The following is a 14016-nucleotide window of genomic DNA, read 5'->3' as shown; positions in this document are numbered from 1 at the left end:
CCTTTTCCCCGGGGCGCGGGAGTACGCCCGATTCTATGGACTCAATCTGGAGCGCATGGCGCTGGCCGCTCCGGATGCCATCGTCATGCACCCTGGCCCCATGAACCGCGGCGTTGAAATCTCTCCGGAAGTGGCGGATGGGCCGTATTCGGTCATCCTTGACCAGGTGACCAATGGCGTGGCGGTTCGGATGGCCTTGCTGTACCTGATGATTGGAGGAGAGCGCCAGGCATGAGGATCCTCATTAAGGGCGGCCGCGTCGTGGACCCGGCCCAGGGGCTGGATGAACCGCGGGAGGTCCTGATAGAAGACGGCCGGATTCTGGACCTGGCCGCTCCGGGTGCTGAGCAGGGTTTTGCTGAAGGGGCCGAAATTATTGACGCGGCCGGCCTCATCGTGACGCCCGGCCTGATTGACATGCACGTTCACCTGCGGGAACCCGGGGAGGAATACAAGGAGACCATCGCCTCGGGCACCGCGGCCGCGGCCGCGGGCGGATTCACCGCGGTGGCGGCCATGCCCAATACCATCCCTGTCAATGACAACCGTTCTCAGACGGAATTTATCCTTAACCAGGCGCGCCTGACGGGCGTGGTGCGGGTTTTTCCGGTGGCGGCCATGACGGTGGGCTCCAGGGGGGAGGAGCTTTGTCAGTATGGCGACCTGGCCGAGGCCGGGGCTGTGGCCGTGTCCGACGACGGCCGACCGGTCTCCAGTTCTGAGGTGATGCGCCGCATTCTGGAATATTCTCAAGTTTTCAACCTGCTGGCCATTTCCCATGCCGAAGACTTGACCCTCTCAACCGGGGGAGTCATGAACGAAGGCGCTCTGGCCACACGTTTGGGCCTGGCCGGCATCCCGGCTACGGCCGAGGAGTTGGGCGTGTACCGTGATATCCGGCTGGCCGCCCTGGCCAAGGCCCCGCTTCACCTCGCGCACATCAGCACGGCCGGGTCGGTTGAAATCGTCCGTCAGGCCAAGGCCACCGGCCTCTTAATTTCAGCCGAAACCGCGCCGCACTATTTTTCCCTGACCGAGGAGGCGGTGGTTGGGTATCGGACTGAGGCCAAGATGAACCCGCCGCTTCGGGCCCAGGCCGACGTGGATGCGGTTCGGGCGGGCCTGGCTGACGGCACACTTGACGTCGTGGCCACTGATCATGCCCCTCACTCTGAATTGGAAAAGGACGTTGAGTTCGATCAGGCCGCCTTTGGTATCGTGGGTTTGGAAACAGCCCTGCCGCTGACTCTGGACCTGGTCCGGGATGGCATTTTGAATCTTTCGCAGGCCATTGCCATCCTGAGCGCCAACCCGGCCAAAATCCTCGGCCTTCCGGGCGGGACCCTGACCCCCGGGCAGGCGGCTGACCTGACCCTCATTGATTTCGACGCGACGTGGGAAGTCAAGACCAGCGGCTTTAAATCTCTAAGCCGCAATACGCCATTTGAAGGCCGGACCATGAGAGGACAGGCGGTCCTGACCATGGTCCAAGGCAAGGTAGTCCAGCGCCGCTCAGACTGAACCTCAAAATTATGGATCGTATCCTCATTGTTGATGATGACCTGAGCATGCGTGAGTTCCTGGAGCTCATGCTCACCAGGGAAGGCTACGGGGTCAGTCTGGCGGCTAGCGGCCAGGAGGCCCTGGACCTGGCCGCCAAGACTCCGGTCGAGCTTGTCATCACCGATATTCGCATGAAGCCCATGGACGGGATTGATGTCCTCAAGAAAATCAAGGCCATCAAGCCTGAGACGATCGTTATCCTGATATCCGCATTTGCCACGGCCGAGACAGCCGTTATCGCCATGAACGAAGGCGCCTTTGATTTCTTTCCCAAGCCCTTTCAGATCGAGGAGTTAAAGGCGGTTATCAAGCGAGCGCTCGCTCACCGGACCCTGGAGGCTGAACAGCGCACATTAAAAGAAAACGTGGAAGAAGGCTGTCATTTTGAAAGCCTGGTCGGCCGTTCGCCCCAGATGTTCAAGGTTTACGACCTCATCCGCCGCGCCGCGCAAACCCCGACCAACATTCTCATCACCGGGGAATCAGGCACAGGCAAGGAGCTTGTGGCCCGGGCGATTCATGAAAATTCCCCGCGCGCCAATGAGCAGTTTGTAACCATCAACTGCGGAGGCATGCCTGAACAGCTCATCGAAAGCGAACTTTTCGGGCATAAAAAAGGCTCCTTTACCGGGGCGATGATGGACAAGCCGGGCCTCTTTGAAATCGCCAACAAGGGGACCATCTTCCTGGATGAAATCGGGGAGCTGTCCATGCCCATCCAGGTCAAGCTGCTCAGGGTCGTCCAGGAAAAAACCTATCGGACCGTGGGCGGGACTGAAGAACGGGTCGTGGATATACGCCTTATCTCGGCCACGAACAAGGACCTCGAAACCGAGATCATGAACGGACGCTTCAGGGAAGACCTTTACTACCGCCTCAATGTTATCAACATCAAACTGCCTCCCTTACGCGAACGCGAAGGCGACCTGCCTCTCCTGGCTCACTATTTTCTGGAAAAGTACTCCAGGGAATTGGCCAAGAAGGTCTGGAAGATCTCGTCATACGCCTTGGACATCCTGTCTCAATATGACTTTCCCGGTAATGTGCGGGAGCTTCAAAACATCATCCAGCGCTCCGTGGCCTTAGAGCAGTCAAATATCATCCTGCCTGAAAGTCTGACCCTGGGTTCCTTCAACCGCAAGCCGGACGCCGGACCGGGAAAAAGCGAGGCATTAACCGACCAGGGGATCAAGGACCTGGAGAGCCTTCCTGTTTATGAACCGGACCGGTTTGACCTGGAAGCTGTCCTGGCCGGGCTGGAGATTCGGCTCCTGCTTCAAGCCCTCATGGATGCGTCCGGTATTCGCCAGACAGCCGCCGAACTGCTCGGCATCAGCCGCCTGACCCTCCGCCGCCGGCTGGTAAAATACAACCTGGAAGACCTGACGCTTCCCCAGATCGAAGAAAGATGCCTCCAGGCCAAGGCAGAAGCCGCGCAGATGCCGCCCGGTCCGCTGAACCCGGTCTGGTCCCCTGAGGGTCTGGACCTGGACGCGGTGCTGCAGGAAGCGGAAAAGCCTTTGATCGAACAAGCCCTTAACAAGTCCGGCGGGTCCAAGACCAAGGCCGCCGAGATGCTCGGCCTCAGCCTCAGCTCCCTTATCTACCGTCTTTCCAGGAATAGTCGCTGAAGTTTTGGTTCGTAAGATCGAAACATAAAGGTCCATTTTTATTAATAATTTTTGTCCATGTGGTCAATTTTTATTAACAAAATTTGTCTTTTTATAGTTTTTATCTTTAATAACAGATAGTTAGCCTATGAACCGGCTTTAACGAAAAGGAGCCGCGCCAGCCCGGTTTTGAGTTAATTTTAGCAAACTATTTGATTTTACAGGCATTTTAGGGTAAGAGCCTCATGTTTTCTGAATTTAAGCCTGTTTATTTCTATAACTAGCTTAAATAATAAGGATAATTTTTAACGAGACCCCATAAGGACCCCCGGTTCAATCCTCAAGACACCCTTAAATATGTTATCATTTAGCAAGATAAGCTCAAGATTATCTTCTTGCGGAAATCAAGGAAACCCAGGCCTAATGATTAAAAAAAATGAGTAATTTTATGTAGATATCACGCTAGGCGGGCATCGGGTCATAACTGATTTATAAATCTGGCATAACTCTTGCCCCCCTCCAGGAAAAGGTTTTAAATAATTAAGGAGGTAAAAAACTAAAATCTAATTTTTCTGAGGCAGCCCAGTACCAAAAATAATATTTAAACAAAGGGGAAAAAGGAGGAAAACATGTTAAGCAAGATGCGTAAAGGAGAAAAAGGTTTTACTTTAATTGAGTTGATGATCGTTGTGGCCATCATCGGTATCCTGGCGGCCATTGCCATCCCGCAGTTTGCCAGTTACCGTCAAAGGGCGCAGGACTCGGCGGCCAAATCAGCGCTCAAGAACCTGGCCACAGCCCAGGAAAACTACTACGCCCAGAACAACATTTACGCCGCCGGCCGGGCCAACCTGGTGGGGTGGACGGTTGAGAGCACCATCACCCTTGCCATATCGAACGCCAGCACTACCACATGGTCGGCCAACGCCAGCCACAACAGTTCGGACAACACCTTTGTCTATGACGCCTCTGCCGGTGGGTTACAGTAGGGACTTCATGGTATAAACCTCCTGGGAAACGGCCCCTTGTCCGGGGGGCCGTTTCTATTTTTTAGGGACCTTGAACCTGAACGATTCCAGGCGGCGCAACGATGCGTCCCTTTGGGACGGCGTTCATGTGGACTCCATCTTGCCTATGAACTCATCCCGCTCGACCATCTTTTTCCCCAGGCCTGAGATCATCTGTCTGATCTTTCTCGTTCTTTATTTCCTGATGGCAGCGCCCTCTTTGGGATGGCGAGATGCTCCTGAATTCGCGGTTACCTCATACACCCTGGGCATCGCCCATCCGGCCGGGTTCCCGACTTACTCTCTTTTAACCAAGGCCCTGACTTTCCTGCCTCTGGGCAGCATTCCTTTCCGGGTGACCCTCTTTTCCGTCTTTGCAGCCGTATGCTGCTTATATATCCTTTATCGCCTGGTCGAACTCACCGCTTCTGAAGCCGGGGGTGAGGATGCGGCCGTAAGTTCTGCGGCCTGGGCGGCCGCGGCCACGACTATCGTCTTTGGATTGACTCGAACCGTCTGGGGAGACGCCACCGGCACCGAAGTTTACATTCTTAACCTCTTATTTTTAGGAATCGTTCTTTACGCCGGCCTGAGATGGTCCTCGGAGGACAAGGATTCCTGGCTTTACGCCGCAGGCTTTCTTTACGGCCTGGCCGCAGGAAACCACGGCTCGGTTGCTTTTTACCTGCCGGCGTTTCTGGTGTATTTTTTCCTGAAAAGCCGTAAGGACACCTGGCGGCGTTTTATTCTCCTGATCTTCTTTTTCCTGGCAGGGTTTTCAGTTTACATCTACCTGCCTTTACGTTCCCTGGCAAATCCGACCATTGACTGGGGCAACCCTGAAACCTGGTCCGGCTTCTGGCGGCACGTCACAGACCGCAAAGACTCAGGATTTCATTTCAAGGAAGTGCGGGAAGGCGTGCGTTTTTTTGACTACGCCTGGGTCTTTCTCTCGCAAAAAACACCGGGTTTCTTCTGGCCGCTGGGCCTGCCGCTGGTAATAATCGGCTTCTGGCGCATGCTCAGGTCAAATTTCGCGCTGGCCGTCAGTTTATCCCTTATCACCCTGATCAATCTTCTCTTTTTCATCAGATGGGTCTTGACTTCAGCTTTTCTACCGGCGTATTTCTGCGTGGCCATCTTTTGGGGGGTGGGTCTGGCCTGGCTTTTGAGGCGGTTTAGGCTGCCAGGCGGCGCGGCTGTTAGGGCCGTCTTAATTGGGGTCCTCTGCATCGTGTTCATCGGCGGCGTCTGGCTTCAACTTCCGACTCAGAATCGTTCGGATGCGTTTTTACCCCTGGAACTGTTCCGTGAGGACTACGAGGCCATGGCCCCGGACGCCGTGAGCCTGACCGCCATCCTGTGGTTCCACCACCGGGCCTTTCAGGACATCTTCCGCCAGCGGGAGGATATCGTGGTTATGGGTCTGTCTGATTTTGTCCGGCCCGAGTATTTCAACCGGGTCACCCAGGAGCGTTTTCCTCGTGTTTTTGTTCCGCCGGGAGATTATTCTGCAAAGAATGGGGTGGAGTATCTCAAAAAGTTCGTGGCCGCCAACCTGGACCGTGATCGGGATATCTACTGGGAGCCGATAAGCATGAACGAAATCTTCTACCCCAACCTGAAACCAGAGCTGAACATCCTTTTCAAGTTCACGCGGCAGCCGATTACAAAACTGCCTCTGGACACGGTGCAGCAGGGCTTTGACCGGCTGCACGCCATGCTCAAGCGGCAGATCGAGACGGAAAACATGCTCCTGGACAGGGAAGTGGACGCCTACTATGTTGACTTTCTGGCAGAGTACGCCCGCTACCTGCGGCTGCACGGCCGTGCGACAGACTCAATCAGCCTTCTTAAAATGATTCAGGGCCTCTTCGGTCCGGCAGGGAAAGACAGCCTCAGGCTTGAGAAGCAAACTTACCTGGAGAACCTGATCGGCGCGGCGCTCCTGGACCTGGGCCGCGTCGAGGAGGCCGAGGAGCGCTTTCGCAAGATCCTGGAACAGGATAAATACAGTTATGACGCCTCGGCCAACCTGGGCATGGTTTACCTCAAGTCCGACCGCCCCGAGCAGGCGCGGACGCTTTTAGAGCGGGCCATTGAGCTTCAGCCGCGGTACCCGGAGGCCTATTTCAGCCTGGCGCAATACCATCGCGGGCAGGGCGACGTGGCTCAGGCCAGGAAATACTACCGCCTGGCCCTGGAGCGCGCTGTGAGGTCCAGCCTGGTTTCAAGGATCAAGAGAGAACTTGAATCACTGCCAGGCACGAAGGAGAATCCCTTTTGATGCGCCAGAACTCATCCCGGGCCCGGCTTCTATATTTGCCTTTGCTCCTGCTGGCGGTCCTGCTCGTTCTGGCGGGGGTGATTGAGTTCCGAGCCAGGTCCGAGGTGAGCCTGGCCCGGAAGGCGCTTGAGCGGCTGGAGCTGTCTGAGGCGCTCAAACATTATAGCCGCGCCTTGAACTGGTATGTGCCTTTTGGCGCGGCTGAGACCGCGGCTGAGGAGCTGCTCGATCTGGGTTTAAAACTCGAAAGCCAAGGTCGGTTTGACGAGGCCCGCCTGGCCTTATCCCGGCTTCGTTCAGGCCTTTACGGGGCGCGCAGTTTCTATACCCCGCGCACAGACCTGATCCAAGGCGCGGACCCGCATCTGGCCGAACTGCTGGCCCGGGCCAGGCTCGGCCCGGAAGCGGCCAGGCCAGCCCTGGAAACCGCGTCCCAGGCCTACCTGGACCTTTTCGCCCGCCCCTCCCGGCCCGGGACCGCTTCTGCCTTGGCCTCGGTCGGGGGTTTTTTGATATGGATAGTCGGGGCCTTGATCTTCATCGTCCGGTTCAGCGCCGCTGGAGGCGGCTGGGGCCGCGCCTGGCCCTGGGGGCTGGTCTGGGCCGCGGGCTTTATCATCTGGCTGTGGGGGCTCAAATGGGCCTAGTGTTAGTGTCCCGGAAATAATGGTCATAATTCAAATGGACTTTCCGTCATTTTCGAAACGACTCGTCATTGCGAGCCCCCGCCCCTTCGGCAGGAGCCGTAGTGTTATTTGGCAAAGAAACTATTTTCAAGTTTTGGATTTCTGGTCTTTCATGTGTCAATAAAGACCAAGACTACTATAAACGTGCTTATAAACAACGGGTCATATATAATATAAAAAAATGTGCAAATTCAATGTGTTTCATACTATTAAATCCTGAAACAGGAAAAACAGTTTCTTAGTTTTTAGAAGGAGCTTTAGCGACGAATCTTCACCCTTTCAGGCGGAAGGTATTTATGCCATTCACTTTAGAAATCTCCCCTAACCCCCCTTTTTTAAAAGGGGGGGACAAAGGAAAAGGTATTTCCAGCAGGAGACTCTGCCGAAGGCAGCAAGAACCCTCCCCCTTTTTTAAAGGGGGATTGAGGGGGATTTTTCTTTTGCCTTTTAAGTCGTCGTCGTCACTTTTTAATAGCGAGTGGCAAAAGAGTTTTTGAAGAAATTAGTAGAGCCTGTTAAGAGGGAAAGCAAAGGGCTAAATAAAAAGCGAGGAGATATTTTTATCATCTACTCTTGGGACATAACACTAGGTTCCTGTTTCTCAAATCCGGGACTAATGCTTGTCGGCCTCTTTGCCGCTGGCTGGGGTATCAGCCGCAGGTCCTGGTTTCTCGTTCTCCTGGCTCCCCTGGGATGGGTCGTTTTTTTAGTCGGCCTGGTTCAGTTCCTGGCGCCCGGCTTCTTTGGCTCATGACGGCCGTGACAGCAGGACCTGACCGCGCCGCGCCAGAGGAGCCGCTGCCGCGTGGCAGGGCCGTGTCTCATTCGCGGCCAGGCCCGGCCTTGACTCGAATCACCCGGGCCGCGCTCCTGATCCTGGTCCTGGCGGTTATCCTTTGGGCCGGGCTGCTGGACCTGCTGCCGCCCGTACAAAGGGACGCCCTGATTCACCATCTGGCCGTCCCCAGGCTGTGGCTCAAGCTCGGCGGCATGAAGGAAATACCCTGGGCCAGCTTTTCCTACTACCCCATGAACATAGATCTGCTGTATCTGATTCCGCTGGCCCTGGATGCTGACTGGGGGGCCAAGATCATCCACCACGGCTTCGGCCTGCTCACCGCCCTGCTAATTTATCTTTTTCTTCGTCAACGCCTGAGCGCCAACTGGGCCCTGCTGGGCAGCCTCTTATTCCTCAGCACGCCCATCGTTTTACGCTCATCGGCCTCGGCCTACGTGGACCTGGGCCTTGTCTTTTTTATAACCACGGCCTGGATGGCCTTGGTTCAATGGTCCATAAATCAGAAGCATGTTTTTTTTATCGTTTCAGGCCTGGCCCTGGGTCTGGGTCTGGGCGTCAAGTACAACGCCCTGATCGCCTTGCCATTGCTGGTCTCCGGGGTGATGGTTCTCCGGGCTCGGGCCGGAGAGGGTCTGACCCGGTGTGTTCTCTGGGGGCTGGCCTATGCGGGTCTGGCCCTGCTCTTGTTTTCACCCTGGATGATCAGGAACCTGGCCTGGACGGGCAATCCGCTCTACCCGCTCTATAACCAGTGGTGGGGCCTGGCAGATGTGGCCCCGTCCGGCATGATCGTTAACATATTTACCGAGCGGGGTCACCTTTACGGGGAATCGCTTCTTCAGATCCTTCTGGTTCCGGTGCGAGCTTTTTTTTCAGGGCAGGACGATGTCCCGCGGTTCTTTGACGGGGTCCTCAATCCCATCCTGCTGCTCCTGCCTCTCCTGGCCGTTATCAGGCCGAGGGATCGAAGCCTAAGGCTCCTGGGCCTCTTCGCCCTGCTGTGGGTCATAGCGGTTTTTTTTCAGTCCACCTTCAGAATCAGGTACATGCTTCCGGTGCTGCCCGTGCTGGCTGTTCTCACGATTTACGGCCTTCACGAACTGTGGCGTTTCCTGGACCGGTATCTAGCCCGCTGGTCTGCTTCCATTCTTTTTGCCGTTATCCTGGCTTACTTTCTTTCCATTAACCTGAATTACGCCTCTGATTTCTGGCGGCAGGCAGACCCAGGGCCTTATCTTCTGGCGCGGGAAAGCAGAGAGGAGTATCTGGCCAGGAAGCTCGACCATTATGAGGTCATGGCCTTTATCAACCGCCATCTGCCATCTGAGGCCAAGGTCCTCTTTCTCTTTGCAGGCAGCCGCGGTTACTACTGCGAGCGGGATTATTTCTATCATACCTTCTACTCCGGCGAAATCTTAAAGCCCGTTCTGGCCGAGGCCGGTTCCGGCCGCGACATCCGGGAGGGGCTTAAAAACCTAGGCGCGAGCCACATCCTGACCAGAGACGCCCTGTTGATCGAATACCTCAAAGACAACCTTCAGGGGGACAAGTTGCTTCTGTGGCAGGATTTTGCTAATAATTACCTGAAGCAATGCTTTCGGGGGCGCGGTTTTAGCCTCTATCAAATCAATCACAATCACGAATGAGAGAAAAAGATGTATAAGGATCACTCGATCTGCGCCGTCATTCCGGCCTACAATGAAGCAAGCCAGCTAGGAAAAGTGATTGAAACCATGCCCGATTATATTGATCAGCTGGTGGTTATTGACGATGCAAGCCAGGATGGCACCGCTCTGGCGGTAAAGAAATATCAGGCACATAATGAAAAAATCATTCTGATCGAGCACCAGATCAATCAGGGCGTGGGTGGCGCCATTGCCAGCGGTTATAAATGGGCCAGGGACAATGGGATTGACATTGCGGTGGTCATGGCCGGCGACGGCCAGATGGACCCCCTTGACCTGCCCGCGCTACTCGATCCGGTGGTGAATGAGGGCGTGGACTATGCCAAAGGGAACAGGCTCTTTACTGGCGAGGCTTACGCCAAGATCCCCAAGGTAAGGTACTTTGGCAACGCCTTCCTTTCCCTGCTCACGAAAATGTCATCAGGCTACTGGCATGTGGCAGACTCCCAGTCGGGATACACGGCCATCAACGCCAAGGCCCTGCTTACGATTGACTGGGATAAGATGTACAAACGGTACGGGCAGCCCAACGATCTCTTGATAAGGCTGAATCAGTACGACTTCCGGGTGCGGGATGTGCAAACCAGGCCTGTTTATAACGTGGGCGAGCAGTCCGGCATCAAGCTGTCGCGGGTTATTCCAAAGATCGTGTGGGTCCTGTTCAAAGGCTTCTGGCGGCGGTTCTTCTTCAAATACGTCATCAGGGACTTTCACCCTCTGATATTCTTTTATCTCCTCTCCTTCGTCTTACTTATCTTGAGCTTTCCCCTGACGATACGCCTGTTTTACGTCTGGGTCCTCACCGGGGATATCCCTGACATTAACGCCATGGTCCTGTCTTTTACGCTCATCAGCGGCCTTCAGACGCTTTTCTTTGGCATGTGGTTCGACATGGACTACAACCGCCACTTAAGGTAAGTCATAAATCCGGTTCAGCCGTTTCGCCTGCGCCTTAGCCATTGCAGCGTTATCAGACCGGCGGCCGCTAAAGACAGATCGGCCGCGGTTTGAGCCAGCCTCATCAGAATGGCCACGATCCCGGCGGCCCCGGCCCCGATGACCGGCGTGAGCATCACCAATAAAATCCCCTCGTACACGCCGATACCGGCCGGGGCGAATACGGCCACAAAACCGGCCACGCTGGCCAGACAAGATGCCCCGATGATGGTGGGCAGAACCAGAGAAGGCATTTCCACAATCCCCAGCACCATAACCGATGCGCCGCAGATATACAGACCAAGCTGAATCAGAAACCCGAAAAACAGCCCCATCATCTTCCCCAGGCTGAGATTTACCTCAAGCCGCGGCTGCCTTAAGAGGCGTAAGGCAAAGTTCACAACGCGCCAGTAGATGGCCGGGTGAAGCAGGATAAGCATGACTATTAAAGCCGCGCCGACCGGCAGGCCAAACTGAAGAAATTCCCAGTCCAGGCGCCGGTGAGCCTGGATCGTTACCAGCACCAGGCCGAGCAGGGTGGCCGCGGCCAGACCCAGTCCCATGATCAAGACAATGGCCGAGCCGCTGACCCTGATCGGTATGCTAAAGGACCTGGCCAGGGCGGCGTGCCCGGCCATGGAAAGGACCTTGCCCGGAAGGTATTTGCCTAATGGCGGCACGGTGAGCAGTACAAAGGCCTGGCTTAATGACAGGTTTGAGCCGAGCCGACGGTAAACACCTTGATAAAGCCGTGAACCGACCAGGCTTGCGGCCAGGATGATCATCGCGCCGGACACGATCAGCCCGGGCCGGATGACCACGATAGACCAGTCAACCTCAAGGATTGACCGGTATAACACGCTGCCCACGAACAGCAGCACCACGATCAGGAGAGCCGCCCTGAGGGCTAAAGTGACCCGCCGGCGCGGGCGCTGATTATTGACCGTCTCTTGCGTCATAGACCTGCTGGCCTCAGTCAGGAGGATGGAGGGCTGATTTTTGCGGCATCTTAATAATTCGGCTTTCTGAGCAGCCAGATGTAGCTGGGGCACAGCCAGAAGGCGTAATGCGCCACCGCTTTTGCCAGGGCTCCCGTTATAGTCCCCGGTCTGACCATGTACTCTGCCTGAAATAACCCCGGGGCCTCGATGATCCTTTTGGTATAGTCTATTATTTCAAAGCGGCGGGCCAGCTTTTTGAGTCCCCAGTAACTGAGATGCTTCTCATAGTAATAATTCCCTTTGCCAGCCAGCCTCATGTAAACGTGCGCCAGGGGTCTCGGGATTACGGATAGAAACGGGAGCTCATAATGGGCCTCATTGATGTTGAGGCGATTGCCAGCGGCAAAATAGCAGACGCCGCCCGGGTTCAGGACCCGGTAAATCTCAGAAATGAGCTTGTTAGCGTCAGGGACGTGCTCATAGACATGCATACAGATAACCACGCTAAAGGTTTGATCTTCAAAATCCAGATTCACGGCGTCCCCGAGGCGGAATTCTAAATTACTCTTAGGAAAGGCCTGCCGGGCAAATTCAACCGCCTCTCGGTCAATGTCAATACCAATGACCTTTCCAAAAAAGCCAGACAGATAGCTGCCCACGATGCCTGTGGATGATCCCACATCCAGGACCGTCAGGCCGCTGAGGTCGTTGCTCAGAAAGTCGCTCAGCACCGCCGCGGCGGTCCTGGCTTTTCTCTCCCGGCCTTCCCGGTCATATAATTTATCATGGTGAATTCTCGAAAGGTTGTATTGATATCCCCTTTCCATACCTTACCTCACGACCGGCCGGACTGACTGAGCCGCCTGCCTGTATGATTTTACCCGAACTAAAAACTTCCTCACCCGATTATGTTTCCTTTGATGCGATAATCACCTTGATAACGCAATTATTTGTTACATGTAGCCACGTAGCCCACGCCCCCAAAAGGTGTATCCAGCCGGTCAATAGCAAGGATGTAAGGATAGAGCCGGGCCAGAAAGACAAGTTCCCTGCCGGGGCCGGAAGAATCAGCGGTAAAGTATCTTATCAGTATCCTGTCTAAAAACATCTTCCTGACCAGGGAATAAAGAAAGAGCACCGGAAATCCGTAGCTTTTTATGCGGATGTCCCTCAACCCGGCGCCTGAAAGCAGCTTCTTGAAACCGGCGTATGAATACCGGCGAAAGTGGCCTGAAAGCCTGTCTGCCTCGGAGAAAAGAAAAGGGCAGGCCGGGACACTGATGACCATCGAACCGCCCTTCTTCAAAAGGGAATTTAACTTCTTAATCGCGGCCTCATCAGAAGCCAGATGCTCCAGGACCTCGATACTGACAATATGATCAAACTCAACGGTCGAATAAAAACCTTCAATGGTGTTTTCCTCTGCGAGAACGCCCAGGTCCCGGCCGCCCTTGTCAAGAAGCCCCTGAATGGCCACGGACGAAGGATCGAAGGCTGTGACCTCATGGCCGCGCCTGGATAAAAAAATGGAATAATCTCCGGTGCCGCAGCCGGCATCGAGCGTCTTTCCGGGTGAAAGCCTGCCAAGTTCCTTAAATACCGCGGCGTTGCGAACGTACTTCATCGGAGAACCGGCTGAATGGGCCCGGGCCCAGAGTTCATGCAGCTTGTCATAGTCCTTCATCTTGGCCTCAACTTATGCGGCTCTGAAACCATAGCTTTTCTGAAGAGCTGAACGTATTGCCTGGCCGTGTTCTCCCAGGTAAGGCCCTGGTCCAGGACCCACTGCCTGGCTGAACGGCCCATGCGGGTCAAACGGCCGGGGTCTTGGGTCAGCTTTTCCATGGCCCTTGACAGCCCGCTAATATCGCCGTCTGGAAAGAGAAACCCTGTTTCCGAGTCTTTGACCAGCTCCCTGATGCCTTGGGTATCGGTTCCGATCACAGGCCTGCCTGCGGCCATGGCCTCTAAGATGACGTTTGACCTGCCTTCGTGGCGACTGGGCAGGACCAGAAAATGGGCCCGGGACATCATTTCGGCCATGGGGCGACCTGGGGGAACCTGACCCTCAAAGGTCACCAAATGTTCAATCTTTAATCTCTGGGTCAGCTCTTTCAATTCCCGCTCCAGAGGCCCCTGGCCCGCGATAATGAGATGCAGGTTCAGGTTTTTCAGCCTTTCGACAGCCTTCAGGAGAACGTCCACCCCCTTGTCCGGGACCAGAGAACCTGCAAAAATAATGTTCATTGTGGGAGCGGGTTCGGGAAGATCAACGAGAAAAAAGTGTTCGCAAATACCGTTCGGGATGTGGCCAACCTTTTCCGGATGATGGCTTATGGCTTTAATTGATTTTTCCAGCTCCTTTCCGACGCACACCACGGCTTTGGAACCCTTGAGCGCGAATTTAAGCAGAGGCGAGCTGGAGACTATTTGACCGCCTTTGACCACGGCGTCGGAGCCGCGCAGGACAGTCACGACCGGTTTGCGATGCAAAGGAGAAAG

The 14016-nt window shown here is 55.1% G+C and carries 13 protein-coding genes; 9 read left to right on the top strand and 4 right to left on the bottom strand.

The window, feature by feature from the left end:
- From JRI95_12235 to JRI95_12195, 9 genes are all read left to right on the top strand, one after another.
- On the top strand, positions 1 to 235 hold a 235-nt coding region (locus tag JRI95_12235), incomplete at its 5' end, for an aspartate carbamoyltransferase (GenBank protein MBW2062311.1).
- The gene (locus JRI95_12230; protein ID MBW2062310.1) at positions 232 to 1521 is read left to right on the top strand and encodes a dihydroorotase; all 1290 of its coding nucleotides are present in this window, start codon (positions 232 to 234) and stop codon (positions 1519 to 1521) included. The genes JRI95_12235 and JRI95_12230, both read left to right, overlap by 4 nt.
- 11 nt (positions 1522 to 1532) lie before the next feature.
- Positions 1533 to 3194: a sigma 54-interacting transcriptional regulator gene (locus JRI95_12225; protein MBW2062309.1), complete on the top strand. Its 1662-nt coding sequence runs from the start codon at positions 1533 to 1535 to the stop codon at positions 3192 to 3194.
- 608 nt (positions 3195 to 3802) lie between these two features.
- On the top strand, positions 3803 to 4162 hold the full coding sequence (locus tag JRI95_12220) for a prepilin-type N-terminal cleavage/methylation domain-containing protein (protein ID MBW2062308.1): 360 nt from the start codon (positions 3803 to 3805) through the stop codon (positions 4160 to 4162).
- Positions 4163 to 4232: 70 nt separating this feature from the next.
- On the top strand, positions 4233 to 6467 hold the full coding sequence (locus JRI95_12215) for a DUF2723 domain-containing protein (protein MBW2062307.1): 2235 nt from the start codon (positions 4233 to 4235) through the stop codon (positions 6465 to 6467).
- Positions 6467 to 7114 (top strand): hypothetical protein, encoded by a 648-nt coding sequence (locus JRI95_12210; protein ID MBW2062306.1) that lies wholly within the window; start codon positions 6467 to 6469, stop codon positions 7112 to 7114. Before JRI95_12215 ends, JRI95_12210 begins: the two co-directional genes overlap by 1 nt.
- 655 nt (positions 7115 to 7769) lie before the next feature.
- On the top strand, positions 7770 to 7907 hold the full coding sequence (locus tag JRI95_12205; protein ID MBW2062305.1) for a hypothetical protein: 138 nt from the start codon (positions 7770 to 7772) through the stop codon (positions 7905 to 7907).
- A complete protein-coding gene (locus JRI95_12200; GenBank protein ID MBW2062304.1) occupies positions 7904 to 9598 on the top strand; it encodes a glycosyltransferase family 39 protein in 1695 nt (564 codons plus the stop codon). The genes JRI95_12205 and JRI95_12200 overlap by 4 nt, the downstream gene beginning before the upstream one ends.
- A gap of 9 nt (positions 9599 to 9607) precedes the next feature.
- A complete protein-coding gene (locus tag JRI95_12195) occupies positions 9608 to 10555 on the top strand; it encodes a glycosyltransferase (GenBank protein ID MBW2062303.1) in 948 nt (315 codons plus the stop codon).
- A 14-nt stretch (positions 10556 to 10569) separates the two neighbouring features.
- Here the strand turns inward: JRI95_12195 and JRI95_12190 are convergent, their stop codons facing one another.
- The 4 genes from JRI95_12190 to JRI95_12175 all read right to left on the bottom strand — a co-directional run.
- Positions 10570 to 11532: a flippase-like domain-containing protein gene (locus tag JRI95_12190; GenBank protein MBW2062302.1), complete on the bottom strand. Its 963-nt coding sequence runs from the start codon at positions 11530 to 11532 to the stop codon at positions 10570 to 10572.
- A 50-nt stretch (positions 11533 to 11582) separates the two neighbouring features.
- Positions 11583 to 12341 (bottom strand): class I SAM-dependent methyltransferase, encoded by a 759-nt coding sequence (locus tag JRI95_12185; GenBank protein MBW2062301.1) that lies wholly within the window; start codon positions 12339 to 12341, stop codon positions 11583 to 11585.
- A 119-nt stretch (positions 12342 to 12460) separates the two neighbouring features.
- Positions 12461 to 13198, bottom strand: a complete 738-nt coding sequence (locus tag JRI95_12180) for a class I SAM-dependent methyltransferase (GenBank protein ID MBW2062300.1) — start codon at positions 13196 to 13198, stop codon at positions 12461 to 12463.
- The coding region (locus JRI95_12175) for a glycosyltransferase family 4 protein (GenBank protein ID MBW2062299.1) at positions 13195 to 14016 on the bottom strand (822 nt) is incomplete at its 5' end. The genes JRI95_12180 and JRI95_12175, both read right to left, overlap by 4 nt.

It is taken from the genome of Deltaproteobacteria bacterium, from assembly GCA_019308995.1.
Lineage (GTDB): Bacteria > Desulfobacterota > Desulfarculia > Adiutricales > JAFDHD01 > JAFDHD01.
The sequence above is the reverse complement of the archived record's forward strand: the minus strand, read 5'-3'. Positions and strand labels throughout refer to the sequence as shown.

Excerpts from the sequence above, each read along its gene's own strand:
- JRI95_12230 (MBW2062310.1), top strand. The coding sequence starts at position 232 with ATGAGGATCCTCATTAAGGGCGGCCGCGTCGTGGACCCGGCCCAGGGG.
- JRI95_12225 (MBW2062309.1), top strand. The coding sequence starts at position 1,533 with ATGGATCGTATCCTCATTGTTGATGATGACCTGAGCATGCGTGAGTTC.
- JRI95_12220 (MBW2062308.1), top strand. The coding sequence starts at position 3,803 with ATGTTAAGCAAGATGCGTAAAGGAGAAAAAGGTTTTACTTTAATTGAG.
- JRI95_12210 (MBW2062306.1), top strand. The coding sequence starts at position 6,467 with ATGCGCCAGAACTCATCCCGGGCCCGGCTTCTATATTTGCCTTTGCTC.
- JRI95_12205 (MBW2062305.1), top strand. The coding sequence starts at position 7,770 with ATGCTTGTCGGCCTCTTTGCCGCTGGCTGGGGTATCAGCCGCAGGTCC.
- JRI95_12200 (MBW2062304.1), top strand. The coding sequence starts at position 7,904 with ATGACGGCCGTGACAGCAGGACCTGACCGCGCCGCGCCAGAGGAGCCG.
- JRI95_12195 (MBW2062303.1), top strand. The coding sequence starts at position 9,608 with ATGTATAAGGATCACTCGATCTGCGCCGTCATTCCGGCCTACAATGAA.
- JRI95_12190 (MBW2062302.1), bottom strand. The coding sequence starts at position 11,532 with ATGACGCAAGAGACGGTCAATAATCAGCGCCCGCGCCGGCGGGTCACT.
- JRI95_12185 (MBW2062301.1), bottom strand. The coding sequence starts at position 12,341 with ATGGAAAGGGGATATCAATACAACCTTTCGAGAATTCACCATGATAAA.
- JRI95_12180 (MBW2062300.1), bottom strand. The coding sequence starts at position 13,198 with ATGAAGGACTATGACAAGCTGCATGAACTCTGGGCCCGGGCCCATTCA.